The sequence below is a fragment of the Streptomyces sp. NPDC004667 genome (assembly GCF_040609475.1).
Classification (GTDB): domain Bacteria; phylum Actinomycetota; class Actinomycetes; order Streptomycetales; family Streptomycetaceae; genus Streptomyces.
Map to the genome: position 1 here is coordinate 54,431 of NZ_JBEXKC010000024.1, position 25,167 is coordinate 79,597.

General features: G+C 72.5%; 22 protein-coding genes. 10 read left to right on the forward strand and 12 right to left on the reverse strand.

Annotated elements, in window-relative coordinates:
- Positions 1-88 precede the first annotated feature (88 nt).
- Positions 89-445 (reverse strand): iron-sulfur cluster insertion protein ErpA, encoded by a 357-nt coding sequence (gene erpA, locus ABZW32_RS16185; protein ID WP_030010511.1) that lies wholly within the window; start codon positions 443-445, stop codon positions 89-91.
- Between the two features lie 336 nt (positions 446-781).
- Here erpA and nadA point away from each other — a divergent pair, with 336 nt between their 5' ends.
- Both nadA and ABZW32_RS16195 read left to right on the forward strand, forming a co-directional pair.
- A complete protein-coding gene (nadA, locus tag ABZW32_RS16190) occupies positions 782-1,969 on the forward strand; it encodes a quinolinate synthase NadA (protein ID WP_356216037.1) in 1,188 nt (395 codons plus the stop codon).
- Positions 1,970-2,106: 137 nt separating this feature from the next.
- Positions 2,107-2,676: an ankyrin repeat domain-containing protein gene (locus ABZW32_RS16195; protein WP_356216040.1), complete on the forward strand. Its 570-nt coding sequence runs from the start codon at positions 2,107-2,109 to the stop codon at positions 2,674-2,676.
- A gap of 52 nt (positions 2,677-2,728) precedes the next feature.
- On the opposite strand, the gene ABZW32_RS16200 is transcribed toward ABZW32_RS16195, so the two are convergent.
- From ABZW32_RS16200 to cobS, 3 genes are all read right to left on the reverse strand, one after another.
- Positions 2,729-5,851 (reverse strand): efflux RND transporter permease subunit, encoded by a 3,123-nt coding sequence (locus ABZW32_RS16200; RefSeq protein WP_356216043.1) that lies wholly within the window; start codon positions 5,849-5,851, stop codon positions 2,729-2,731.
- Between the two features lie 154 nt (positions 5,852-6,005).
- Positions 6,006-6,728: a response regulator transcription factor gene (locus ABZW32_RS16205; protein ID WP_356216046.1), complete on the reverse strand. Its 723-nt coding sequence runs from the start codon at positions 6,726-6,728 to the stop codon at positions 6,006-6,008.
- A 31-nt stretch (positions 6,729-6,759) separates the two neighbouring features.
- Entirely contained in the window at positions 6,760-7,581 is an 822-nt protein-coding gene (gene cobS / locus ABZW32_RS16210; RefSeq protein WP_356216049.1) for an adenosylcobinamide-GDP ribazoletransferase, read from the reverse strand.
- A 70-nt stretch (positions 7,582-7,651) separates the two neighbouring features.
- Here cobS and ABZW32_RS16215 point away from each other — a divergent pair, with 70 nt between their 5' ends.
- Complete coding sequence (locus tag ABZW32_RS16215) at positions 7,652-8,386, forward strand: hypothetical protein (protein ID WP_356216052.1); 735 nt, start codon at positions 7,652-7,654, stop codon at positions 8,384-8,386.
- Positions 8,387-8,547: 161 nt separating this feature from the next.
- On the opposite strand, the gene ABZW32_RS16220 is transcribed toward ABZW32_RS16215, so the two are convergent.
- Positions 8,548-8,826, reverse strand: a complete 279-nt coding sequence (locus tag ABZW32_RS16220) for a hypothetical protein (RefSeq protein ID WP_356216055.1) — start codon at positions 8,824-8,826, stop codon at positions 8,548-8,550.
- Positions 8,827-8,840: 14 nt separating this feature from the next.
- Entirely contained in the window at positions 8,841-9,635 is a 795-nt protein-coding gene (locus ABZW32_RS16225; RefSeq protein ID WP_285522730.1) for a PspA/IM30 family protein, read from the reverse strand.
- 262 nt (positions 9,636-9,897) lie between these two features.
- Between ABZW32_RS16225 and ABZW32_RS16230 the strand changes: the two genes are divergently transcribed.
- Both ABZW32_RS16230 and ABZW32_RS16235 read left to right on the forward strand, forming a co-directional pair.
- Positions 9,898-10,497: a DUF3043 domain-containing protein gene (locus ABZW32_RS16230; protein ID WP_356216058.1), complete on the forward strand. Its 600-nt coding sequence runs from the start codon at positions 9,898-9,900 to the stop codon at positions 10,495-10,497.
- Between the two features lie 77 nt (positions 10,498-10,574).
- Entirely contained in the window at positions 10,575-11,282 is a 708-nt protein-coding gene (locus ABZW32_RS16235; RefSeq protein WP_356216061.1) for a class I SAM-dependent methyltransferase, read from the forward strand.
- 130 nt (positions 11,283-11,412) lie between these two features.
- Here ABZW32_RS16235 and ABZW32_RS16240 read toward each other — a convergent pair whose 3' ends face one another.
- Complete coding sequence (locus tag ABZW32_RS16240; protein ID WP_030233143.1) at positions 11,413-11,622, reverse strand: hypothetical protein; 210 nt, start codon at positions 11,620-11,622, stop codon at positions 11,413-11,415.
- A gap of 103 nt (positions 11,623-11,725) precedes the next feature.
- Between ABZW32_RS16240 and ABZW32_RS16245 the strand changes: the two genes are divergently transcribed.
- From ABZW32_RS16245 to ABZW32_RS16265, 5 genes are all read left to right on the forward strand, one after another.
- Positions 11,726-12,940, forward strand: coding sequence for a bifunctional adenosylcobinamide kinase/adenosylcobinamide-phosphate guanylyltransferase (locus ABZW32_RS16245; RefSeq protein ID WP_356216064.1), 1,215 nt, complete (start codon positions 11,726-11,728; stop codon positions 12,938-12,940).
- A 66-nt stretch (positions 12,941-13,006) separates the two neighbouring features.
- Complete coding sequence (gene cobT / locus ABZW32_RS16250) at positions 13,007-14,074, forward strand: nicotinate-nucleotide--dimethylbenzimidazole phosphoribosyltransferase (protein WP_356216067.1); 1,068 nt, start codon at positions 13,007-13,009, stop codon at positions 14,072-14,074.
- Positions 14,075-14,154: 80 nt separating this feature from the next.
- Positions 14,155-16,038: a phosphatidylglycerol lysyltransferase domain-containing protein gene (locus ABZW32_RS16255; RefSeq protein ID WP_356216069.1), complete on the forward strand. Its 1,884-nt coding sequence runs from the start codon at positions 14,155-14,157 to the stop codon at positions 16,036-16,038.
- A gap of 53 nt (positions 16,039-16,091) precedes the next feature.
- Positions 16,092-16,742, forward strand: a complete 651-nt coding sequence (locus ABZW32_RS16260; RefSeq protein WP_356216071.1) for a hypothetical protein — start codon at positions 16,092-16,094, stop codon at positions 16,740-16,742.
- An 80-nt stretch (positions 16,743-16,822) separates the two neighbouring features.
- A complete protein-coding gene (locus tag ABZW32_RS16265) occupies positions 16,823-18,001 on the forward strand; it encodes a histidine kinase (RefSeq protein WP_356216138.1) in 1,179 nt (392 codons plus the stop codon).
- Between the two features lie 14 nt (positions 18,002-18,015).
- Here the strand turns inward: ABZW32_RS16265 and ABZW32_RS16270 are convergent, their stop codons facing one another.
- From ABZW32_RS16270 to ABZW32_RS16290, 5 genes are all read right to left on the reverse strand, one after another.
- On the reverse strand, positions 18,016-18,867 hold the full coding sequence (locus tag ABZW32_RS16270) for an endo alpha-1,4 polygalactosaminidase (protein WP_356216073.1): 852 nt from the start codon (positions 18,865-18,867) through the stop codon (positions 18,016-18,018).
- Positions 18,864-19,517 (reverse strand): spherulation-specific family 4 protein, encoded by a 654-nt coding sequence (locus ABZW32_RS16275; RefSeq protein WP_356216141.1) that lies wholly within the window; start codon positions 19,515-19,517, stop codon positions 18,864-18,866. The genes ABZW32_RS16270 and ABZW32_RS16275 overlap by 4 nt, the downstream gene beginning before the upstream one ends.
- A gap of 38 nt (positions 19,518-19,555) precedes the next feature.
- Entirely contained in the window at positions 19,556-21,199 is a 1,644-nt protein-coding gene (locus ABZW32_RS16280; protein ID WP_356216075.1) for a hypothetical protein, read from the reverse strand.
- Positions 21,196-22,710, reverse strand: coding sequence for a GT4 family glycosyltransferase PelF (gene pelF, locus ABZW32_RS16285; RefSeq protein WP_356216077.1), 1,515 nt, complete (start codon positions 22,708-22,710; stop codon positions 21,196-21,198). The genes ABZW32_RS16280 and pelF overlap by 4 nt, the downstream gene beginning before the upstream one ends.
- Before the next feature lie 102 nt (positions 22,711-22,812).
- Positions 22,813-24,828, reverse strand: a complete 2,016-nt coding sequence (locus tag ABZW32_RS16290; protein WP_356216079.1) for a hypothetical protein — start codon at positions 24,826-24,828, stop codon at positions 22,813-22,815.
- Positions 24,829-25,167: the final 339 nt, after the last annotated feature.

A 25,167-nucleotide genomic window follows, 5' to 3' on the forward strand; every position in this document is an offset into this window, starting at 1 on the left:
ACGCCCGAGGGCCCGGGCACCGGTCGCTGTGACCGGTGCCCAGGCCCTCTTCGTACGCGTCGTGCTCGTCGTACGGGGTCAGCCGGGTTTAGCTGAACGAGTCGCCGCAGGCGCAGGAGCCGGTGGCGTTCGGGTTGTCGATCGTGAAGCCCTGCTTCTCGATGGTGTCGACGAAGTCGATCGAGGCGCCGTGCAGGTACGGGGAGCTCATCCGGTCGGTGACGACCTTGACTCCGTCGAAGTCCTTGACGACGTCGCCGTCGAGGGACCGCTCGTCGAAGAAGAGCTGGTAGCGCAGGCCGGAGCAGCCACCGGGCTGGACGGCGACGCGGAGCGCCAGGTCATCGCGGCCTTCCTGCTCCAGCAGGGTCCTGACCTTCTCGGCGGCGGCGTCGGACAGGAGGATGCCGTCGCTCACGGTGGTCTTGTCGTCCTGTACGGACATCTGCATTCACTCCCGAAGTGGGCGGCTCCCCGCCGGGGCGGCTGGGGAAACGTCGGACTCTTGCCGTGGGTGGCAACCAGCGGGACCGCGGATTCATTCCGGGGCCGGCGCCTTGTTTCAGATATTCATGCTCGCACACCCGGGCGGAGCGGTGGACCCCGTGAAGAGGACCGGTGAAGCGGGCCGCACCCGGCCGGGCGAATGCGTCACATCGACACTATCGGCATCGTCAAAGTGACGTGAAGCGGTTATGATAGATAGCGTCAAATAGACGAGAAGTCGCCAAGACGCCTCTCCCGCAGTTCCCCAGAAGTCCCTTGTCGCAGAACAGAAAGGGTGCGTGTCGTGACCACCGCCCAGCCTTTGGACGTCCAGCCGACGCCCCTTGCCCTGCTGCTGCTCGGCCGCGAGGCCGACCCCAAGAGCGAGCGCGGGGTGGAATGCCCCGGCGACCTCCCCTCGCCGTCCGACCCGGACCTGGTGGCCCGCGCCCGCGCGGCCAAGGAGAAGCTCGGGGACAAGGTCTTCATCCTCGGCCACCACTACCAGCGCGACGAGGTCATCGAGTTCGCCGACGTCACCGGCGACTCCTTCAAGCTGGCCAAGGACGCGGCGGCCAAGCCGGAGGCCGAGTACATCGTCTTCTGCGGCGTGCACTTCATGGCCGAGTCCGCGGACATCCTGACCTCGGACGACCAGAAGGTCGTGCTGCCCGACCTCGCGGCCGGCTGCTCGATGGCCGACATGGCCACCGCCGAGCAGGTCGCCGAGTGCTGGGACGTGCTGACCGAGGCCGGTGTCGCCGCCTCGACCGTCCCCGTCTCGTACATGAACTCCTCCGCCGACATCAAGGCCTTCACCGGCAAGCACGGCGGCACGATCTGTACGTCGTCCAACGCGAAGAAGGCCCTGGAGTGGGCCTTCGAGCAGGGCGAGAAGGTGCTGTTCCTCCCCGACCAGCACCTGGGCCGCAACACCGCCGTCCGCGACATGGGCATGTCCCTGGACGACTGCGTGCTCTACAACCCGCACAAGCCGAACGGCGGCCTGACGGCCGAGCAGCTGCGGAACGCGAAGATGATCCTGTGGCGCGGCCACTGCTCGGTGCACGGCCGGTTCTCGGTCGACTCCGTCAACGACGTGCGCGCCCGCATCCCCGGCGTGAACGTGCTGGTCCACCCGGAGTGCAAGCACGAGGTCGTGGCGGCCGCGGACTACGTCGGCTCGACGGAGTACATCATCAAGGCGCTGGAGGCGGCCCCGGCCGGCTCCAAGTGGGCCATCGGCACCGAGCTGAACCTGGTCCGCCGTCTGGCGAATCGTTTCGCGGCGGAGGACAAGGAGGTCGTCTTCCTGGACAAGACGGTCTGCTTCTGCTCGACGATGAACCGCATCGACCTCCCGCACCTGGTGTGGACCCTGGAGTCCCTGGCCGAGGGCAACCTGGTCAACCAGATCCAGGTCGACAAGGAGACGGAGAGCTTCGCGAAGCTCGCGCTGGAGCGGATGCTGGCGCTGCCGTAACGGTGACCCGCACGAAGGGGCGCCCGGCTGCTGCCGGGCGCCCCTTCGTGTGTGTCCCGCGCCATCCACGGCAGGTGGATCGGACCGTTGGGCCACTCCGGTGCCCCTCCGGCCCTGGGGCCAGGAATGATCCAGGTATGGACAGTGCGGATCGGCTGGTGCGGGCGGCGGGCGACGGCGACGTGGTCGAGGTGGTCCGGCTGCTGGGGCGGGGTGCCGTGGTCGACGCGCCGGATCGTTACCGGCGAACGGCGCTGGACCTGGCAGTGGAGCGGGGGCATGCCGATGTCGTCCGCCGACTGGTCGCAGCGGGCGCCGATCCGGAGCAGCAGGTGGGTGAGTACCTGGAGTCGACACCTCTGTGCGTGGCGGCGCGCCACGGGCACACGGCGGTCGTCGGGGTCCTCCTGGACGCAGGTGCCCGCACCGGAGCCCAGGGCCGGTTGGGCCACGTACCGCTGGTGCTGGCGGCCACGACGGGCGACGAGGGCCACCCGGAGACGGTGGACCTGCTGCTGGACCGCGGGGCGGACGTCAACGCGGTGATGAAGCACAGGACGGCCCTTGACTGGGCGGTCTGGTTCGGGCAGGAAGAGATGGTGCTCCGCCTGCTCGGCCGCGGTGCCATCCCTTCGGCCCCGGGTTTGTTCCGCACGGACGTCCCCGGCAGGAGCCAGAGCGGCTGCCACCGGCTCTGGACCGGCTGAGGGCCCCGGCCCCCGCGTGGTGCGGGGGCCGGGGCCCTTGTCGTGGCCGGGGTCAGACCGTGACCGGGGTCTCGTCCGCCGGCTGGGGCGGGACCACCGTCAGGCGGGCCCGCTTCTTCGCGCGGCGGCGTTCCTTGCGGAGCTCGACCATCGTGTAGAGGGTCGGCACCAGCAGCAGGGTCAGCAGCGTCGAGCTGACCAGGCCGCCGATCACCACGACCGCGAGCGGCTGCGAGATGAAGCCGCCCTCGCCGGTGACGCCCAGCGCCATCGGGAGCAGGGCGAAGATCGTCGCCAGGGCCGTCATCAGGATCGGCCGCAGACGGTGGCGGCCACCCTCGATGACCGCCTCGACGACGCCCAGGCCCTGGGCCCGGTACTGGTTGACCAGGTCGATCAGGACGATCGCGTTGGTCACCACGATGCCGATCAGCATCAGCATGCCGATCATCGCCGGGACGCCCATCGGGGTGCCGGTGGCGATCAGCAGGCCCAGCGCGCCGGTGGCGGCGAAGGGGATGGAGACCAGCAGGATCAGCGGCTGGACCAGCGAGCGGAAGGTCGCCACCAGCAGCATGAACACGATGGCGATGGCGGCGAACATGGCCAGGCCGAGCGAACCGAAGGCCTTGTCCTGGTCCTGGGAGACGCCGCCGATGGCGGCGGTGGCGCCGGCCGGCAGGTCCAGGGCCTTGATCTTGGTCTGGAGCGCGGCGCTGACCGCGCCGGTGTTGTCGCCGACGGGCTTGGCGGTGATGGTGGCGGCGCGGGCGCCGTCGATCCGGGTCATCGCGACCGGGCCGGGGACCTCCTTGACCTCCGCGATGTCACCGAGCTTGACCGGGCCGACCGGCAGGGACCGCAGTTCGGCCAGGGTGGTGGCCGGGTGGGCGGAGCGGACGACGATGTCCCGCTCGGTGTCGTCCAGTACGGCCTTGGCCACCGGGTTGCCCCGGACGGCCTGGGCGACGACGGCGCCCAGCGCGGCCTGGTTCAGACCGGCTTCGGCGGTCTTGGGGGTGGCGGTGACCGAGATCCGGGGCACGGACTGCGCGAGGTCGCTCTGGACGTCGGTGACGTCCTTCAGGGTGGCCACCTCGGCGCGGACCTGCTCGGCGGCCTTGGCCAGGACGCCCGCGTCACCGGCCTTGACGACCACGCTCAGGTTCTGGCTGCCGAAGCCGCCGCCCGCCGAGATGGAGGTGTCGCCGATGCCGTCCAGCTTCGCCAGGGCGTCCTGGATGCGGCCCTTGACGGCCTCGGAGTCGCCGGAGTCCTTCAGGGTGACCTGGTAGGAGGCCTGGTTGGTGCCCGTACCGCCGCCGAAGGCCGCGAGGAAACCGGAGGAGCCGACGGTGACCTGGTAGTCCTTGACGCCGTCCACGGAGCCGAGGGCCTTCTCCACCTTGCGGGCGGCCTCGTCGGAGGCGGCCAGCGAGGTGCCGGCGGCGAGCTCCTGCTTGACCGTCAGGACGTCCTGCTCGCCCTGGTCGAAGAAGTTGGTCTTCAGCAGCGGGGTCATGGCGAAGGTGGCGACCAGGACGACGACCGCGATGGCCACGCTGGTCAGGCGGCGCCGGGTGGCGAAGCCCAGGACCTTGACGTAGAAGCGCTGGAGGCGGCTCTTCGCCTCCTTCTCCTCGGCCTCGCGGCGGGCCTTCGCGGCGCCCTCGGCGTCCGCCGACGAGACGCCCTTGGGGGCGCGCAGGAACCAGTACGACAGCACCGGGACGACCGTCAGCGACACCAGCAGCGAGGCCAGCAGCGCGGCGGTCACGGTGAGCGAGAAGGAACCGAACAGCTCGCCGATCATGCCGCCGACCAGGCCGATCGGCAGGAAGACGGCGACGGTGGTGAGCGTGGACGAGGTCACCGCGCCCGCCACCTCGCGCACCGCGGTGATGATCGCGGTCTCGCGCTCCTCGCCGTAGCCGAGGTGGCGCTTGATGTTCTCCAGGACCACGATCGAGTCGTCGACGACGCGGCCGATGGCGATGGTGAGCGCGCCCAGCGTCAGCATGTTGAGCGACAGGTCGCGGGTCCACAGCACGATCAGGGCGAGGACCACGGACAGCGGGATGGAGACCGCGGTGACCAGGGTCGAGCGGATCGAGGCCAGGAAGACCAGGATCACGATGACCGCGAAGGCCAGGCCGAGGAGGCCCTCGGTGGTGAGGCCGGAGATGGACCGGGCGACCGCCGGGCCCTGGTCGCTGACGACGGTCAGCGCGGCGCCGGAGCCGAGGGTGGAGCGCAGCTCGGGGAGCTTGTCCTTGACGGCGTCCGAGATGGCGACGGCGCTGCCGTCCTTGTCCATGGTGAGGACGAGGGCGAGGCTGGGCTTGCCGTTGGTGCGGGTGATCGAGTCGCCGGCGGCGGGTTCCTGCTTGACCGCGGCCACGTCGGCGAGGCGGACGGCCGGCTTGCCGGGGCCCGGGGTCAGCCGGAGGTCCTCCAGCTGGGCGAGGGAGGTGTATCCGGAACCGACGCGCACGGTGCGGTTCTTGCCGCCCTCGTCGAAGGAGCCGGCGGGGACGGTGGCGCCGCCGGCCTTGAGGCCTTCGGCGAGCTTCGTCCCGTCGAGGCCGGCCGCGGCGAGCTTCGCCTCGTCGGGGGTGACGGTGACCTGGAGGTCGCGGACGCCGTCGACGCTGACCTGGCCGACGCCCTCGATGTCCTCCAGGACCGGGACGACGGACTTGTTCAGCTGGTCGGCGAGGGCCTGCTGGTCCTTGTCCGAGGTGACGGCGAGGACGACGGTGGGGATGTCGTCGGTGGAGCCGGCGACCACCTGCGGGTCCACCTCGGAGGGCAGCCGGACGCGGGCCCGGTTGACGGCCTGCTGGACGTCGGCGACGAGCTGCTTGGTGCCGCTGTCGCCGTAGTCGAAGGTGGCCCGGATGAGGGCGTTGCCCTCACTGGCGGTGGAGGTGATGCCGGTGATGCCGTCGACGCCCTTGAGGGTGGCCTCGATGGGCTCGATGACCTGCTTCTCCACCACGTCGGGCGAGGCGCCCTGGTACGGCGCGAGCACGGAGACCATCGGCAGTTCGATGGAGGGCAGCAGCTGCTGCTTGAGCTGCGGGATGGCTATGACGCCGAAGAGCAGCGCGACGATCGACACGAGGCCGATCAGGGCTCTCTGGGCAAGGCTGAAGCGGGACAGCCAGGACATGGGTGTGGGATCTCTCTGCCGGACGCGGGTGGGGGCGTTTCAGCCTCGCCCACGGCGGGGCGCCGGTGCGTCGCTCCCAGGTGCCGTCCTTATGCGCGGCATACCGCGTCCGCAGTACTCCGCGGCGCTCCGTCGTACTGCGGACCCCGTCCGGTCAGTCGGAGCGCGGGCGGACCAGGCCCGATTCGTACGCGATGACCACCAATTGCGCCCTGTCGCGGGCTCCGAGCTTCGCCATGGCCCGGTTGACGTGGGTCTTGACCGTGAGCGGGCTGACCTCCAGCCGTCCGGCGATGCCGTCGTTGGAGAGGCCCGCGGCGACGAGGACGAGGACCTCGCGCTCGCGGACGGTCAGCGCGGCGAGCCGTTCGGCGTGGGCGGAGCCGGCGGCGGGGGCCTCGGCGTGGCCGCCCTGGGCGAGGAAGCTGGCGATGAGGCCTTTGGTCGCGGCCGGGGAGAGCAGTGCCTCGCCGGCCGCCGCGACGCGGATGGCGTTCAGCAGCTCGTCGGGTTCGGCGCCCTTGCCGAGGAAGCCGGAGGCCCCGGCGCGCAGCGCCTGGACCACGTACTCGTCCACCTCGAAGGTGGTCAGCATGACGACGCGGACCCCGGAGAGCTCCGGGTCGGCGCTGATCATGCGGGTGGCGGCGAGCCCGTCGGTGCCGGGCATCCGGATGTCCATGAGGACGACGTCGGCCCGCCGCTCGCGCGCGAGGGCGTAGGCCTGCGCTCCGTCGGCGGCCTCGCCGACGACCTCCATGTCGGCCTCGGAGTCGACCAGCACCTTGAACGCGCTGCGCAGCAGCGCCTGGTCGTCGGCGAGCAGCACCCTGATGGGCGTGGTGGCGGTCTGCGTCTGGGTCCCCGTCTCGGCCATGCCCCGAGGGTACGCGGGCGGGCGCGCGGCCTCAGCCGAGGGAGAGGGCCACCAGGGCGGTGGTCGCCGCCACTTCGCACAGGGCGCCGAACACGTCCCCGGTGACCCCGCCGAAGCGGCGGACGCAGCGGCGCAGCAGGAGGTCGGCGGCGAGCAGGCCCGCTCCGACGGCCGCGGCGTGCTGGACGGCGGCGGGCAGCCCCTGCGGGAGCGCGGCCAGCGCGGCGGCGGCCGTGACGAGGACGGCGACCACGGCGGCGGCGCGGCGCGGGACCACGCCGGCGACGGCCGCGCCCAGGCCCTCGGGCCGGGCGGCGGGGACGCCCTCGCGGGAGGCCAGGGTCATGGCGAGCCGGGCGGTGACGGCGGCGAGCACGGCGGCGAGGGCGCCGTGGGCCCAGCCGTCGGCGTAGATGTCGGCCAGCGCGGCGACCTGCACCAGGAACACGATGAGCAGGGAGATGACGCCGAAGGGGCCGATGTCGGACTGCTTCATGATCCGCAGGGCGTCGTCGGCGGGCTTGGCGCTGCCCAGGCCGTCGGCCGTGTCGGCGAGGCCGTCGAGGTGGAGCCCGCGGGTCAGGGCGGCCGGGACGGCGACGGTGACGGCGGCGGCGAGCAGCGGGCCGCCCCCGAGGAGGAGCAGCAGGCTGCCGGGCACGGCGGCGAGCAGGCCGACGACGAGGCCGACCAGCGGCGCGCAGGCCATGCCGCTGCGGGCGGCGGGCCGGTCCCAGCGGGTGATCCGCGCGGGCAGCACGGTCAGCGTGCCGAACGCGAAGCGGATCCCGTCCCGGAAGGAGGCGCGCTCGGAGGGCGGCGCCGGTGGTGGATCATCGAACGAATCTGTCATCGGCGCGAACGCTACCCCTTCGGAGTCGGCGGTAAATTGCTCAATACGTGCCAAAAAGGAAGCAGGTGTCGTGGGTCACTGGTGGTACCGGAACATCGTCGAGCCGGGCAAGCTGCCGCTCCTGCTCGCCCTGCTGTCCTTCGTGCTGTCGTTCCTGGTCACTCGGGTGATCACGCGGCTGATCCGGGCCGGCCGGGGGCCCTTCAAGAACATCACCCCGGGCGGGCTGCACGTCCACCACGTGGTCCCGGGGGTGGTCCTCGTGATCGTCGGCGGGTTCGGCGCGGTCGGCAGCGGCCAGCACAGCTTCGGCGCGGGCCTCTCGGCCGTGCTCTTCGGGCTCGGGGCCGGGCTGGTGCTGGACGAGTTCGCGCTGATCCTGCACCTCGACGACGTCTACTGGAGCGAGCAGGGCCGCAAGAGCGTGGAGGTCGTGGTGCTGACGGCCGCGGTGGTCGCGCTGGTGCTGGGCGGCTTCCTGCCCTTCGGGGTCAACGAGCTGACCGCCGAGGAGCGGCACAGCAGGGGCCTGGTGGTCATGAACACCTCCATAAACTTCTTCCTGGCCCTGGTCGCCCTGTGGAAGGGCAAGCCCCGCACGGCGGTGTTCGGGACGGTGATCCCCTTCGTGGCGCTGATCGGCGCGGTGCGCCTGGCCCGGCCCGGGTCCCCGTACGCGAAGAGGTTCTACGCGAACCGCCCCCGCGCGCGGGCCAAGGCGGGACTGCGGGCCTTCCACCACGACCGGCGCTGGGCCAGGCCGCGCCGCAGGTTCGAGGAGTTCATCGGCGGCACCCCGGACTGACGGCGAAGGGCCCGCGCCGCGAAGGCGAAGGGCCCACACCGTGACGGCGAAAGACCCCCGCACCGCGCAGAGGGCCCGCCCCCGTGACGTACGGGAGCGGGCCCTGTGGCCTTCTGTGTCCCGCCCGCCGGGTGACCTGGGTGCGGCGGGCGGCGGGCGCGTCAGCCCGGGATCAGGCCGCCGTCGCCGAGCATCTGCCTGACCTCCTCCAGCGAGGCGTCGGGCGCGGGCAGGATCAGCTCCGACGGCTCCAGAGCGTCATCGGGGAGCGGCGTCCCCAGCCGGCGGACGGCGTCGAGCAGCGACCCCAGCGTGCGCCGGAAACCCTCCTCGTCGCCCGCTTCCATCTCCGCGAGCAGCTCGTCGTCCAGTGCGTCGAGCTCGGCGAAGTGGCTGTCGGCCAGCTTCGCCTGCCCCTCCCCCATGATGCGGACAATCATGACGGGCCCCTGTCCTACTGCTTGTCGAAGCGGTGCGGGGTCTGCGACGGCGCTCCCGTGCCGGGTGCGCCGCCCTCGATGGCCTGCTGCTGCGCCGACGGGCCGCCCGCCAGCTCGGCCTTCATCCGCTGGAGCTCCAGCTCCACGTCCGTGCCGCCGGAGAGGCGGTCCAGCTCGGCCTGGATGTCGTCCTTGGAACCGAGACCGCTCTGGTCGTCGAGGGCGCCGGAGGCCAGCAGCTCGTCGATCGCGCCGGCGCGGGCCTGGAGCTGGGCGGTCTTGTCCTCGGCCCGCTGGATGGCCAGACCGACGTCGCTCATCTCCTCCGAGATGCCGGAGAAGGACTCCGCGATGCGGGTCTGCGCCTGCGCGGCCGTGTAGGTGGCCTTGATGGTCTCCTTCTTCGTCCGGAAGGCGTCCACCTTGGCCTGGAGGCGCTGGGCGGCGAGCGTCAGCTTCTCCTCCTCGCCCTGCAGGGTCTGGTGCTGCACCTCCAGGTCGCTGACCTGCTGCTGGAGCGAGGCGCGGCGGGACAGGGCCTCGCGCGCCAGGTCCTCGCGGCCCAGGGCGAGGGCCTTGCGGCCCTGGTCCTCCAGCTTGGCGGACTGGCCCTGGAGCTGGTTGAGCTGCAGCTCCAGGCGCTTGCGGGAGGTCGCCACGTCGGCGACCCCGCGGCGCACCTTCTGCAGCAGCTCCAGCTGCTTCTGGTACGAGTAGTCGAGGGTCTCGCGCGGGTCCTCGGCCCGGTCAAGGGCCTTGTTCGCCTTCGCGCGGAAGATCATCCCCATACGCTTCATGACACCGCTCATGGGCTTCGCGCGCCCCCTTCTAGACGGACTGTGCTCCAGGTCACCGACAGGACCCACAGTACGGGCCCTGTCTCCATTACCGCACTGTTCGAGTGCGGATGCGCTCCTCCTCCAGGACGAGTACCCCGCCGCCGTATCAGGCGTAAGGAGTAGGTGATCCCCGAGACCGGCGGAACCCCCGCACTGGGAAGACGCCCGCCGTTGCCGGATCGTTCCCCGCGGAGGTGGGGCCCGTGCCCCCGACCACGTACGCTTGGGTTTTGTGTTTGGTAGCCGCTCCTCCAAGGAAGAGAAGGCCGCCGCCGCCGACAAGGCGAGCGCCGACCTCTCGCAGCCCCGTGACCCGCAGGCCCCGAAGGGCCGCCCGACGCCGAAGCGTGCTGTGGCCCAGTCGCAGCGCAAGGCCGTGGTGGCCTCGACCGGCAACCGCAAGGAGGACGCCAAGCGAGCCCGTGAACGCCGCCGGGAAGAGATGACCAGGCAGCGCGAGGCGCTGGCCAACGGCGACGAGCGTTACCTGCCCGCCCGCGACAAGGGCCCCGTCCGCCGCTTCGTCCGCGACTTCGTGGACTCCCGCTTCTCGGTCGCCGAGATGTTCCTGCCGCTGGCCGTGATCATCCTGGTGCTGAGCATGATCCGGGTGAACCAGATCCAGAACATCTCGCTGATGCTGTGGCTCGGCGTGATCGTCCTGATCATCCTCGACTCCATCGGCCTCGCGTTCCGCCTCCGCAAGGCGCTGAACGAGCGCTTCGCGAACGAGCCGCGCCGCGGCGCGATCGCGTACGGCCTGATGCGCACCCTCCAGATGCGCCGGCTGCGCCTGCCCAAGCCGCAGGTCAAGCGCGGGGAACGGCCCTGAGCGAGGACTTCGCACAGGGGGCCCGGCTCTGGCTCGAAGGGCTGGGCGGACTGCGCAACGCGGTCCGGCAGGAACTCGTGGGCCGGCAGGTCGAGGAACAGATCACGCACCGCTTCCCGGTCGGGCAGCGGCTGCGCGTCCTCGACGTCGGCATGGGCCAGGGCACGCAGGCCCTGCGCCTGGCCCGCGCCGGCCACAAGGTCACCGGCCTGGAGCAGGACCCCGACATGCTGGCGGTCGCGCACGCGGCGCTGGCCGCCGAGCCGGCCGGGATCCAGGACCGCGTCCAGCTGTTAGAGGGCGACGGCCGCGAGACGGGCGCCCACTTCGTGCCGGGCAGCTTCGACGTGGTGCTGTGCCACGGGGTGCTGATGTACGTCCCCGAGGCCGACGCCATGCTCGCCGGGCTGGCCCGCATGCTGGCGCCGGGCGGCCTGCTGTCCCTGCTGGTGCGCAACGGTGACGCCCTCGCCCTGCGGCCGGGGCTGGCCGGGGACTGGCCCGGGGCGCTCGCGGCCTTCGACACCGTCGACTACACGAACCGGCTCGGGCTGGACGTGCGCGCCGACCGGCTGGCCGATCTGACGGCCACCCTGTCGGGCATCGGCGCGCCGCTCTCCACCTGGTACGGCGTACGGGTCTTCACCGACGGCACCGAGGCCGGCGCGGAACTCCCGCCGGACGAGGAACTCGAAGCACTGCTCGCCGCCGAGGAACGCGCCGGACGGACCGACCCCTACCGCTCGGTGGCGGCGCTCCTGCACCTGTGCGGGGTCCGGGGCTAGCCCGCCCCGCCGGTACGGGGCCGCCCCGGGCCCGCCGTCCCGTTCCGACCGGACCCCGGCCGGAACGGGAGCGGACCGCCGCCGGAGACCGGCTCGAAAGCCGGTCGGACCCGGACGCCCCGGCCGGGGGCTACGCCTCGGCGGCCGCGCTGAGGCTCATCTTGTAGATCAGGGTGTCGTCCTCGAAGAGGGTGACCTGCTCGGCGCCCCCGTCGAGGAGCTCCTTCCAGACCTCGCCGATCCAGGACTCGGCGTCCCCCTGGGTGGTGAACTCCTCCGGTTCCACCGCCGGGGTCGTCTCGGCGCCGTCGGCCTTCTCGAACCGCCACGTCCACACCATGTCCGCCTCCGTTGCTCGCACGCGATCTCACACTTCTCGGCATGAGTGTGCCCGCAGAGTAACCGGACGCGCACCAGTACCGGCGACGCGGGAGGATCTCTGTGTGGAACTCACCTTGCTCGGCACCGGTACCCCTGAAGGACTGCCCCGCCCCGGCTGTCCCTGCGCCGCCTGCGCGGTCTCCGTGGGCCCGCTCGCCCGCGCCGCGACCGCCGTCCTCGTGGACGGCGCGCTGCTGCTGGACCTGACGCCCGGGGCGGTGCTGGCCGGGGCCCGAGCGGGGCATTCGCTGGCCGGCGTGCGGCAGGTGCTGCTGACGCACCCGCACGACGGGCCGCCCGTCGAGCTGCCGCCCGGACTGCCCGCCGCGGGCCGGGTGCCGGACGGGCGGGAGCTCTCGGTGATCAGCGGGCACCGGGTGCGGGCGGTACCGATGGACGCGCCCGGCACCGGCTACGAGGTCACCGGCCCGGACGGGAGCCGGCTGCTGTACCTCCCGCCGGGCGGGGCGCCCAGCGGTACCGACGGCACGACCGCGCGGCGCGCCTACGACGTGGTCCTCGCGGACGTGCTCGGCCGCCCCGAGGCCCTCGCCCGGCTGCGCGCGAGCGGCGCCGTCGGCCCGGCCACGGACGTGATCGCCGTGCACGTGGACCACGACACCCCGCCGGGCCGCGAACTGGAGCGCCGGTGCGCGGCCGCCGGGGCCCGCGCGGTACCCGACGGCACCACGGTGGTGGCGGGCGACTACCACGCGGTGCCGGACGTACCGCGCCGCACCCTGGTGCTGGGCGGTGCCCGTTCGGGCAAGTCCTTCGAGGCGGAGCGACGGCTGGAGTCCTTCCCGGAGGTGGTCTACGTCGCCACCGGCGGCACCCGCGACGGCGACGCGGAGTGGGCCCAGCGCGTCGGCCTGCACCGCGAGCGGCGTCCGGCCGGCTGGCGGACGGTGGAGACCTGCGAGCTGGTGCCGCTGCTGGAGCGGGCCGGCCCCCCGCTGCTGATCGACTGCCTCGCGCTGTGGCTCACCGACGCCATGGACCGGGTCGGCGCCTGGGACGACTCCGTATGGGCGGCCGGCGGCCGCAAGGAACTGGGCGGACGGATGGCCGACCTCGTGGCGGCGGTCCGCGCGACGCGCCGCCGGGTGGTGCTCGTCAGCAACGAGGTGGGGGCCGGCGTGGTCCCCGCGACCGCGGCGGGGCGGCGGTTCCGCGACGAGCTGGGCCGCCTCAACAACGCGGTGGCGGGCGAGTGCGAGCACGTCCTGCTGGTGGTGGCGGGGCAGCCGCTCGCCCTCAAGGAGCAGCCCCGGTGACGGCCCGCCAGGGGATCGGCGGGAGCGCCCCTGAGGGAGGGCCTGACCGGCTGTAGTCTCTGGCAAATGACCACGCTGAATCTCGACGACTTCTCCGATCTGATCGAACGCCCCGACGGGGGCGTCCGGCGTGACGCCGAGGATCGCCGTGAGCGGCTGGCCGTGCCGCCCGGCGCTCTGGGACGGCTCGACGACCTCGCCGAATGGCTGGCCGCCGCCCAGGGGCAGGTCCCGGTGAAGCCGATCGACCGGCCCCGCGTCGTGCTGTTCGCCGCCGACCACGGGATCGCCGCCCAGGGTGTCTCGGCACGGGCCGCGGGCAGCACCCACGAGCTGGTCCGTTCCGTCCTGGAGGGGACCAGCCCGGTCTCCATCCTGGCCGGGCGGCTCGGCGCGGGCGTGCGCGTCGTGGACGCCGGACTGGACTGCGACCCCGGGCTGCTGCCCGAGGACGTGACCCGGCACCGCGTACGGCGCGGCAGCGGCCGGATCGACGTGGAGGACGCGCTGACGGCACAGGAGGCCGAGGCCGCACTGCGCCTGGGCATCCGGATCGCCGACGAGGAGGCCGACTCCGGTACGGACCTGGTCGTCCTCGGCGACATCGGCGTGGGCGGCACCACCGTTGCGGCCGTCCTGGTCGCCGCGCTCTGCGGAACGGACGCGTCCGTGGTCACCGGCCGCGGCGGGGTGCCGATCGACGACCTGGCCTGGATGCGCAAGTGCGCCGCCGTCAGGGACTCGCTGCGCCGGGCCCGCCCGGTCCTCGGCGACCAGATGGCGCTGCTGGCGGCGGTCGGCGGCGCGGACGTCGCCGCGATCACCGGCTTCCTGCTCCAGTGCGCGGTGCGCCGCACGCCGGTCATCCTCGACGGGGTCGTCTCGGCGGCCTGCGGACTGGTGGCCCAGCGGGCCGCCTTCCGCGCTCCGGACTGGTGGCTGGCCGGACAGACCAGCGGGGAACCGGGCCAGGCCAAGGCCCTGGACCGGATGGCACTCAACCCCGTGCTCGACCACGGCGTCACAGTGGGGGAAGGAACCGGGGCCTTGCTGGCACTCCCCCTGGTCCAGGCGGCCGCCGCACTCGTGGCGGAACTGCCGGAGAGGGCGGCTGTGGAACAGCCGACGGACTGAAACACCGGGCACTACGGGCCTGACCAGTCCGCAGTGCTCGCACTGCCTGTGGACGGTGACGCCCCATATCATCGCTTTTCATGGGAGAGGTCCGCTTGACCAGCGCAGACACCGACCGGAGCCTCGATCAGGCCTCCGGCAAGGGTTCCAACAACAAGAAGGAGTCCGGCGGCGAGCCCGCCGCGAAGGCCGAGAGCCGCAGAGGAAGCGCCTCGTCGAGGCGCAGCGCCGCCTTCGCGGTCTGGTACCTGCGGGCCGTCACCTTCGTGAACTTCCTCAGCGCGGTGTGGCTCTCGCTCGGGCAGGACCTGCGCAGGCACAACACCGCCGACTTCTACACCCCGTACCTGCTGACGGCCGGGTTCGCGTCCGGCCTGTTCTCGATGCTGCTCGCGGTGACCATGGGCCGCCGCAAGCGGGCCGCGTGGATCCTGAACCTGGTGGTCAGCGGCATGCTGCTGCTGGCCTTCGCGGTCGCCGCGTTCGCCCCGTGCACGAGCGGCGAGTTCAACCTGTGCTACCCGGAGTTCCGCGACCACGCCCAGAACTGGGTCTCGCTCGCCCTGACGGCCGCCTTCGTCGGCGCGCTGCTGGTGGGCCGCCACGAGTTCTACGCCAAGGGCGACCGCTCGAACCCGAAGCTGGCCACCGCCGTCGCCGCCGTCGGCCTGCTGCTGACCTCGCTGGTCGCCGCCCTGCTGGTGGGCGCCACCAACACGGACCCGGACCGCGCCGACGCGACGTTCCTGGCCCGCTGGCGGTACGGCGTGATGCGGCTGATCACGCTCGCGCCCGACGACAAGGCGTACAACGCGATCACCACGCCCGCCTGGGTGGACGTCTTCATCAACGTGATGTCGATGCTGCTGCTGCTCGCCGTGCTGTTCGCGGCCTTCCGCTCGCGCCGCGCCGTCGACCCGCTCACCCCCGAGGACGAGGAGCGGCTGCGGGCGCTGCTCGCCAAGCAGGGCGACCGCGACTCGCTCGGCTACTTCGCGCTGCGCCGCGAGAAGTCCGTCATCTGGTCCCCCACCGGCAAGGCCGCCGTCACCTACCGCGTCGTCGGCGGGGTCTCGCTGGCCTCCGGCGACCCCATCGGCGACCCCGAGGCCTGGCCGGGCGCGATCGAGCCGTGGCTTGCCGAGGCCCGCGAGCACGGCTGGGTGCCGGCCGTGATGGGCGCCAGCGAGGAAGCCGGGCAGATCTACGCCCGGCACGGACTGGACGCCCTGGAACTCGGCGACGAGGCCATCGTGGAAACCGACGAGTTCACGCTGGAGGGCCGCGCGATGCGGACCGTCCGGCAGGCCTTCAACCGGGTCAAGCGGGCCGGGTACACGGTCCGCATCCGCCGCCACGCCGACATCCCGGCCGAGGAGATGGACGTCCTCCTCAAGAAGGCCGACGACTGGCGCGACGGCGCGACCGAGCGCGGCTTCTCCATGGCCCTGGGCCGCCTCGGCGACCCCGACGACGGCCAGTGCGTGATGCTGGAGTGCACCGACGGCAACGGCGACCTGCGGGCCGTGCTGTCCTTCGTGCCGTGGGGCCCCAAGGGCCTGTCGCTCGACCTGATGCGCCGTGACCGGGACTCCGAGAACGGCCTGATGGAGTTCATGGTCATCGAACTCCTGGAACGCTCGAAGGAGATCGGCGTCACACAGGTCTCACTGAACTTCGCGATGTTCCGTTCCGTCTTCGAGCGGGGGTCCAAGCTCGGCGCGGGACCGGTGCTGCGCATGTGGCGCTCCCTGCTGAGCTTCTTCTCCCGTTGGTGGCAGATCGAGTCCCTCTACCGGGCCAACGCCAAATACCGGCCGATCTGGGAGCCGCGGTTCATGCTCTTCGAGAAGAGTTCCGACCTGCTGCGCATCGGTGTGGCGGCGGGCCGGGCCGAGGGCTTCCTGGAGGCACCCGGCCTGCCGAAGTGGCTGCACCGCAGACATCTGGAGACGATTCGTTGACGTCGTGGTCGACGGCCCCACTACGGCGGTTCGCCCGCCGTGAGTGGGGCCCCATGTTCTGGACCATCCGGGACGCGCTCGTCCGCGACAAGTGGCGCGCGATCCCGATGACCATCGGCGCGGTCTGCCTGACCTCCTTCTTCCAGGTCGTGCAGAACACGTCATGGGGCTTCCAGCCCGTCCAGAACCTGGGGTCCGTCAAGGCCGTCGACCCCCTGTGGCTCGCCGTGCTGCGCACGCCGCTGTCACTGTTCGTACCCGCCCTCGACCTGCCGGTGTGGGGGGCCCTCGCCCAGATCCTGCTGGTGTTCGGGATCTCGGAGATCTGCATCGGCTGGTGGCGCACCCTGCTGATCGGCTACGTCGCCACCCTCGCCGGCACCACCTACGCCCGCATCGGGCTCTCCCTGGGCCCCGACCACCCCTTCGGCCTGCCGGTGTCCGACCGGATCGTCAACGACACCGGCCCCTCCGCCGCCGTGGTGGGCCTCGCGATCTACGTCTGCTGGCGCTACCGGGCGTACTTCACCGGGGCGCTGGTGATCCTCGTGATGATCGGCGAGGTGCTGTTCAAGGACAACCTGGCGGGCAAGGAACACCTCGCGGCCATCGCCGCCGTGATGGCCGTGTGCACGGTCCGCGCGAAGTGGGGCCCGGCCCGCTCCCGCGCCCGGATCGTCCGCCGGCCCCCGCCCCTTCTCTAGGGGAGCCCCCCCCCGCCGGCAGGCCGTACCGTATCCGGGTGACGACAGACCTCGGGCCCCTCGCCCCCACCCGGCAGTGGATGCGGGCGCACCCGCTCGCCACCGACGCCGTGCTCGCGTTCGGGGCGTTCGTCTCCATGGTCGTCGGGTCCTTCGCCGATCCGAACGGACCGCACGGGCCCACCTTCGGCACCCGCACCCCCGAACCGTTCTCCCTGCTGCTGATGCTGATCGGCTCCGCGGCGCTGGTGCTGCGCCGCCGCAGGCCGTGGACCGTACTGGCCGTCACCTGCGGGGTCTCGCTGCTGGAGCTGTCCACCGGAGAGCCGCGGGCGCCCGTCGCGATGTCCGCGGTGATCGCCCTGTACACGGTGGCCTCCCGCACCGACCGGCCGACGACCTGGCGGATCGGGCTCGTGACGATGGCCGGGCTGACCGGCGTGGCGATGCTGGCCGGCCCGCTGCCCTGGTACGCGCAGGAGAACATCGGCATCTTCGCCTGGACCGGGATGGCCGCGGCCGCCGGGGACGCGGTGCGCAGCCGCAGGGCGTTCATCGACGCCATACGGGAGCGGGCGGAGCGGGCCGAGCGGACCCGCGAGGAGGAGGCCCGGCGACGGGTCGCCGAGGAGCGGCTGCGCATCGCCCGGGACCTGCACGACGTGGTGGCCCACCACATCGCCCTGGTCAACGTCCAGGCGGGGGTGGCCGCGCACGTCATGGACAAGCGGCCCGACCAGGCGAAGGAGGCCCTGGCCCACGTACGGGACGCGAGCCGCTCGGCCCTGAACGAGCTGCGCGCCACGGTGGGGCTGCTGCGGCAGTCGGGCGATCCGGAGGCGCCGACGGAACCGGCGCCGGGGCTGGCCCTGCTGGACGAACTGCTGGACACCTTCCGGCACGCCGGACTGCCGGTACGGGTGCTCATGCAGGTGGGGGCGGACGCCGGACCGCTGCCGGCCGCCGTGGACCTGGCGGCGTACCGGGTGATCCAGGAAGCGCTGACCAATGTCCGCAAGCACGCCGGCCCGGGCGCGAAGGCCGAGGTCAGCGTGGTGCGGGTGGGCTCCTCGGTGGAGGTGACCGTGCTGGACGACGGCGGGGACTCGGCCGACTCCGCCCCCGCGCCGGCGGACCCGGGCGGCGGACACGGCCTGCTGGGCATGCGGGAGCGGGCGGGCGCCCTGGGCGGCTCCTGCTTCACCGGCCCCCGCTACGGGGGCGGTTACCGGGTGCACGCGATCCTGCCGGTGGCCTGACCCGGTGCCCGCCGCTAACAGGACTTCCGCCAGGGGCCCAGTTCCAGCTTCTTCTCCAGCGAGCTGAGCTTCAACTGCCGGGAACGCGTGCAGAACTCGTCCGTGGACAGTTCGTACTCGACGTGGAAGACGGCCTTGCCCGCCTTGATGAACGGGGTCAGCTCGTCGCACTCGTGGTACTGCGCGCACTGCTCGTTGACCGCGAAGTCGTAGTCGCCGACCAGCTGCGGGATCTGGTCGAGGTCGTTCTTGAGCCCGACGGCCAGCCCCCGGTCGTGGGCGAGCTTGGCGATCATCCGGTTGAACTTCAGCTGGTCCTCGGCGGTCACCGGGAAGCCGGATTCGTTGTGGTAGGCGTCCATGTTGTCCGGTTCGACGGCGTCGAAGCCCTTGTCGCGGCACATGTCGAAGCGCTTGGCCATCAGCCGCTCGACGTCGGCCAGGCGCCGGACGTCGATCCACCGCTCCCCCTTCCAGCCGTTCCCCTCGCCCAGCATGTCCTTCGGGAAGTCCCCGGAGTCGGGGCGGAAGTCCTCCCAGGCGCCTGTGGAGATGTAGCAGATGGCGCGGCGGCCGGCCTTCTTCAGGCCGGCCACCTCCTCCTTGGAGGTGAGGAACCCGTCGATGTCGTACACGGGCACGTCCACGGAGGAGTCGAGCTTCCCGCTGAGCTGCCACTGCCAGGCCGTGCCGGGCTGTGGCTGCCAGCGGCCCCCCGGCACCGGGGAGGGGACGGGGGTGACGGCCGTGGAGGGGGTGGGTCCCGGTTCGGGGGTCTCCTCGTCGTCCGGCTCGGAGGAGCATCCGGTGAGCACGAGCAGGGCGCCGACGGCGATGACCGCGAGCCCGGTGGTGAAACGCTTCATCCGGCTGCCTCCAGGGCGTTCGGGAGGGTCCCCCAGGGATGCGCGCCCGTACCGGGTACCGCACAGTGCACTCCCGCCCGGCGCACCGCCGCGAGCTCCGCGGCGGGCGCGCCCGGCGGGACCGCGTACACGAGGTGGCAGAACGTCCGGGCGGGGTGGTCGGCGGTCCAGTCGGGCGGCGCCGCCGCCGCGTCGCGGTAGGCGTCCCAGGGTCCCTCGAAAGTGACGAGCAGGTCGGCGAGTTCGACGTACCCGGGGTGCGGGTGGACGCCGTGGTTCAGGACGAGCGTACGGGCCCCCGCCGCACGGGCCGAGACCGCGAGCCGCCCGTAGTGGGGCAGCAGCGCGGGATCGGCGGCGGCCTGGTCGAGGAAGGCCCCGTCGGTGGCGTACCAGTCGCGGTGGCGCAGCAGGTCCTGGACCACCTCCGCGTGCGGGCGGCGCCCGTAGTCCGTGTCCACGTACCCGAGGACGGTCACCCCGGCGTCCCGCAGCCGGGCGCAGACGTCGGCGAACCGTTCGTCGGGGGCCCGGCCCGGACCGCTGTCGGGGTTGAGCACCACGGAGTGGAGCCGGCCCGCGGAGCGGATGAGCAGCTCCCAGTCCTCGGGCCGGTCGGCGGGGTGCTCGTAGAGCGGCACCAGCAGCATGGGGTCCTTCTCCTCGTACGCGGACACGTGATCGGCGCTCACCGGTGGGCCGTGGCCCGGCCGAGGAGCAGGCACACCAGGACGCCCAGGGCCGCCGCGGCGCAGCCCGCCACGACGAGCTGCACCAGCCGGGGCTGGCCCACCCCGGCGAGCAGGGCCAGGCTCTGGGCGACGGCGGCGCAGGCGCAGACCACGGCGGCGGGCCGGACGGCGCCGAAGGACTGCAGGAGCAGTCCGGTCCACATCACGGCGCCCAGGAGCAGCAGGGTCGCGACGCGGATCCAGCTCAGGCCGGGGGCGTGCGGCCACAGCAGGGTTCCCGTGACGCCGAGGGCGAGCAGCACCACCAGGTAGACGGCCAGGCAGCCGGTCAGGGTGGAGAGCATCCCGCGCCGGAACGCCCGGGGCGAGCGGGCGGCCCGCAGCCCGGCGAGGCTGCCGCTGCGGAAGCGGTGCAGCAGCCACTCGGCGGGGCCCATGCTGAGGGTGAGGGCCACCGCGGAGGGCGCGGCGACCGCCTCGGCCGGGCCTCCGGAGAGCACCTCCCCCAGTGCGGCGTACAGCACGAGCAGGCCGGTGCCGAGGCCGAACACCCCGTAGGGCACCGAGTCCCCGATCCGGGGGCCGCGCCGGGCGTGGTCCTCCTCGGCGCCGCGCAGCATCCGCCAGCGCACCGGGCCCCGTTCGCCGGGCCGGCGCCGGAGCCGGCCGCGGATCCGGCGCACGGCGGCCCGTACGCCCCGTTCGACCGGGAGTTCGCGCAGGGCCAGCGCGCAGGCGGCCAGCAGGGACACGGCGAGCAGGGCCACCCGCAGCGGCACGGGCAGGTCCGTGAAGAGGGAGAGCACCGCCCCGGCGGCCATCGGGGCGAGCGCGGCGAGCAGCGCCCGCTCGCGGCCGAGCACCAGCAGGACGGTGGCGGCCCCGACGTACAGGGCCTGGCCGGCCGCGAAGCCGTAGGAGAAGGGCGGGCCGCCGGGGACGGCGAGCGCGGCGGCGGTGCCCAGCAGCGCCCCGGCGGGGGCTCCGGCGAGCAGGGTCCGCCGGGCGGCGGCCCGGTCGCCGAGGCCGAGCCAGGAGTAGGCGCGGTGGGAGAGGGTCTGGTCCCAGACCCAGCCGATGAGGGCCCCGGCGAGCAGGGTCAGGGTGCCGGCGGGCAGCCCGAGCCGGTCCGGGGGGCCTTCGAGGAGGGGGGCGCCCAGGACGTAGGCGAGACCGGGCAGGACGAAGATCACCCCACGGAGCAGGCAGGCGGTGAGGGAGACCTTCCAGGGGTCGGTGACCTCGTCCGGTTCCGGGAAGGAGCGCGGGACGCGGGCGTAGAGCTCCTCGGCGAGGTCGAAGGAGTCGCGGCGGCCGTAGGTGAGGCGGATGTACTCGTCGTTCATCCCGTCGGATTCGAGGACGGCGGCGATCTCGTCGGGGTGCACGGCGGCGGCGATGAACGCGCCGAGGCGGTCGGCGAGTTCGTCCATGGGGTCGTCGGCGGCCGCCGCCCCCTGCGGCGCGGCGCGCCGGGGCCGGGGGACGGCGGGCAGGGTGTCGGTGCGGCCGGCTCCGGGGCCGGCCCCCGGGGCGGGGCCGCCGGGGCCGCCGGCCCCGCGGCCCGCGGCGGCGGCGTGGCCGACGTGGACCCAGCCGCCCTCCGGTCCGGGGGGCCTGAGCCAGAGCGATCCGCTCACCACAGGCTCCCGTCCGCGGCGAGTTCGCGGTACCAGGGGTCCGCGAGCCGCTGGGTCCAGTCGTCGCCCGCACGGACGGGCAGGACGGGCTGCCCGGCGAGTTCCCGGTAGATGTGCCGGAAACCGTCGACGGACTGGTGGAGGGTGAACTTCTCGACGACCCGTTTGCGGGACAACCGGCCGAGCTCGGCCCGGCGTTCGTCGTCGCGCAGCAGGGCCAGGGTGGCGCGGGCCATGGTCTCGGGTTCGCGGGGCGGGACGACGAGCCCGGTGTCCCCGACGGCCTCGCGCACGCCCCCGACGTCCGTGGAGACGGTGGTGCGCCCGCAGGACATGGCCTCGATGATGCTGAAGGGGAAGCCCTCGCTGATGGAGGAGAGCATCACGACGCTGCCCGCCGCGTACGCGCGGGCGACCTCGGCGATGCGGCCCTCGTAGCTGATCCCGTCGCCGACGCCGAGTTCGGCGGCCAGCTTCTCCAGGCGCAGCCGGTAGTCCTCGCAGCCCGCCGGGACCGGCCCGAAGAGGCGCAGGCGCAGGGCCGGCAGTTCCCGGCGCATGAACGCGTAGGCGCGGATGAGGGTTTCGAGGTCCTTGATCGGGTCGATGCGGCCGCACCAGCTGAGCGTGGGGACCTCCGGTTCGGGCCCCGCCTCGGGGAAGGCGTGCGGATCGACGCCGTTGTAGACGGTGCGGATCCGCTCGGCGTCGGCGCCCCCGCGCTCCTCCCAGCGGCGGTTGTACTGGTTGACGGGGGTGATCAGGTCGGCCTGCCGGTACCCCTCGGAGTTCAGCTCCCGGTAGAAGCCGAGCATCAGGGCCTTGACGGGCCAGCGCTGGGCGGCGGTGCGGTAGCCGAGGTAGCGCTCGCGCAGGTAGATGCCGTGCTCGGTGAGGAGGAACGGCACCTGGTCGAGGCGTTTGGCGGCGAGGGCCGGGAGGGTGGCGAGGCCGCTGCTCACGGCGTGGGCGACGCTGTCGGGCGGGATCCGCACGGACAGCGGGCGCAGGGCGTGTTCCAGCAGGTCGGTGGCGGTGAGCGCGTCGTGGATGGTGGGCTCGGCCTGGGCGGTGACCAGGCCGGGCCGGGTCCAGACGTCCATCAGGAGGCGGAGCACCGACTCGGAGCGCAGGGCCGGGGTGAGGCGGCCGGCCCGGGCGAGGCGGGCGAACTCGCCGAGGGCCTCGGAGAAACCGTCGTGCGCGGGGTCGATCAGCGAGAGCAGGAAGGTCTCGTAGAGGGCGGCGAAGCGGCGGTGGGCCTTGCCCCGCAGCGCGGACCGGCGGGTCCGGGCGGGCGGCGGGCCCCAGAGCGGGAAGGAGGTGTGCCGGTAGACGTTGCGCGGCAGTTCCCAGGTGACCGGCTCACGTCCGGAGCCGGTCAGGGCTATGACGTTGAAGTCGACCTCCGGCATGCCGCGGACGAGCTGGTCGCACCAGGTGCTGACGCCCCCGTGGACGTGTGGATAGGTGCCTTCTGTGAGCATGGTGACATGACGCCCATGGCTCATGCGGTGTGTCCCCCCAGGACGGAAAAGGGGCCGGCGCCCGTGGGTTGGAGCGCCGGCGCTAGGTGGTGCGCGTGACGGCCGGCAGGCGTACCGGCCGTCGGGTCAGGCGAGCTTCAGGGTGACCGCCGACTGGAACAGGTCGGGAGAGGTCCAGGCGGAGCGGGTGCCGGCGTAGGCGGTGCCGAAGTCCGCCGTGCCGAGCAGGAGCTGCTTCTTGGTCCCGTTGGGTGCGGTGACCGGGGCGACCACGCCCGAGGGCGCCTTGACGGTGACGTCCTTGCCGATGCGGTAGGCGGTGACCTGGTTGTTGGCGACCGCCTTGTCCCAGGCGGCGCGGCGGCTCAACTCGACCCCGGTGTCCTTCATGCTCTGGTTGACGATCGGCGCGCTGGTCGCGTACAGCGCGCGGTAGGTGTCGAGGACCTGGTTGAGCACCGGGTACAGGGTGCGGTCCTCGGCCAGGTTGGACTGGTGGACGTAGTGCGGCTTGGGGTCGTTGGCGAGTACGTGGCGCAGGGCGGTCCGGGCCTCGGCCGGGACGATGTAGTCCTGGAAGCCGGTGGTGACGTCGAGCGGGGCCGGCAGGCAGGTGGAGGTCGCCGGGTTGTCCTCGCAGAGGCCGCTGCCGCCGTCGGCCCGGCTGGTGTAGATCCAGTTGTACTCGTCGGCCATCTCGGCGTTGGTGCCCGTGTTGTAGTACACGTTCATCGGGTAGCGCGGGACGGTCAGGGCGGCGCCGACGGCGCGCTGGGCGGGTTCGCGGGAGTTGTCGCTGCCCGCCCACTTCACGCCGTTGTCGGCGAAGGCGCCCGCCAGGTTGGGGTTGTCCGTGGGCTGCTGGGGGAGGGTCTTGAGACCGGAGTGCTCGCCGGTGACGATCTCGGTCCGGTCGGTGGTGAGGCCGTGCGAGGCGGCCCAGTTGTTGTTGTCGCGGATCTGGGCGGAGATGTCGGCCCGGCTCATCCAGTTCGTCGCGCCCTGGGCGTTCTTGGTGCAGGTCCAGGGACTGACGGAGACGTCCTGGGTGCAGCCGAGGAAGAGGTGGGTGTAGGTGTGGTTCATCCAGCGGTACTTGGCCTTGTCCGCGAGGAGCTGCGTCGTCAGGGCGTCGGTGCCGCCGTTCTCGGCCTTCCACTCCTCTCCGGCGCCGGCGTTGAAGAGCATGTCGAGCTTGAAGTTCTTGCTCGTCTGCCACTGCGCCGCGTACTGGGCGTCGGCGGCGGTCATCCGGATGGTGCTCTCCTTGCCCTCGCCGCCCGCGCAGGCGTAGTCGCCGGGCGTGCAGTTGAGGCTCTTGTCCCAGCGGGCGTCCGGGGCGAAGACGTCGTCGACGTGGACCGCGAAGTAGTTGCGCTCCTGGCCGAGGTGGACGCCCTGGGTGAGCCATTCGACGATGCCCCGGGCCAGCAGCCGGAACTGCTGCTGGTACTGGTTGTAGGCGAAGGTGGCGACCAGTTCGCTGCGCCCGTCGTGGGTGTACTCGCCGAGCAGCGAGGCCCGCTCCGTGCCGCCGGGGACGGGGGCGTCCAGGTAACTGGTGAAGCCGGCGCGCGGCTTCGCCATGAACCCGTAGCTCTCCATGATCAGCGGAGAGTTGTCCTCGAAGGCGACCTGACCCTGGAGGTAGCCGAAGGGACCCGTCTTCCCGGCGGCGGTGACGGCGGCCTGGGTGCCGTCGAGGCTGCCGCCGTAGCCGCCGTTGTCGGTGTACTCCAGTCCGACCTCGGGGTGCGCCCAGGTGTAGGCGTCGAACTGGCGGATCCCGTACGTCGTCTCGTACGCGGTGAGCGCGGCGAGCTCGGGCGAGCCCGCGCCGAACGGGTTCTCGTTCGGCAGTACGACCCCCTGGAACTTCGCTCGCGGACGGCCGGAGACCGTGTCGCTAAGGAACGCCGCGTTGATCACCGGGCGGCTCGCGCTGCTCAGGTCGACGCGGGTGTACGGGACTCCGGTGTCACGGAGCTCGGCCGTGATCGCCTCGACCGCGCCGCCGCCGTCGTCGACGACCAGCACCCTGAGGTCGATGCGCGGCGCGACGGTCGCGGCCTGGGCGGTCGCCGCGGGCACCGCGACCGCCATCAGGGTGGCCGCGGCCATCGCCGCGGCAAGCCTGTTCATCCTGTTCTTGTTGACCATTTCGGCCTTCCCCCCGCAGGCGTCCCTCGGCAACGGCCCAAGGCGGAAGGCCGGGCCGGGGAGGCTCTGTGGAAATCATGCAAAGGGACCCCGCGTCCCCTTGCGAGAGTGGCTCGAGTCTCTAGGACCTCGTCAGGTCTAAAGAGCAAACCTGGAGCAGAGTCCACAGATGGGTGAACCTGATGGCCCTTTGATCGAACAACTTGACAAACCTTCGAGTGACGTACGGACGAGTACGTGCGCGTAGGCTCGTTTCCGGCGGCCGCCGGGCCCGAATACGATCGCTGCGGAGCGGCCGGAGATCCCGACGTGTCCGCAGCG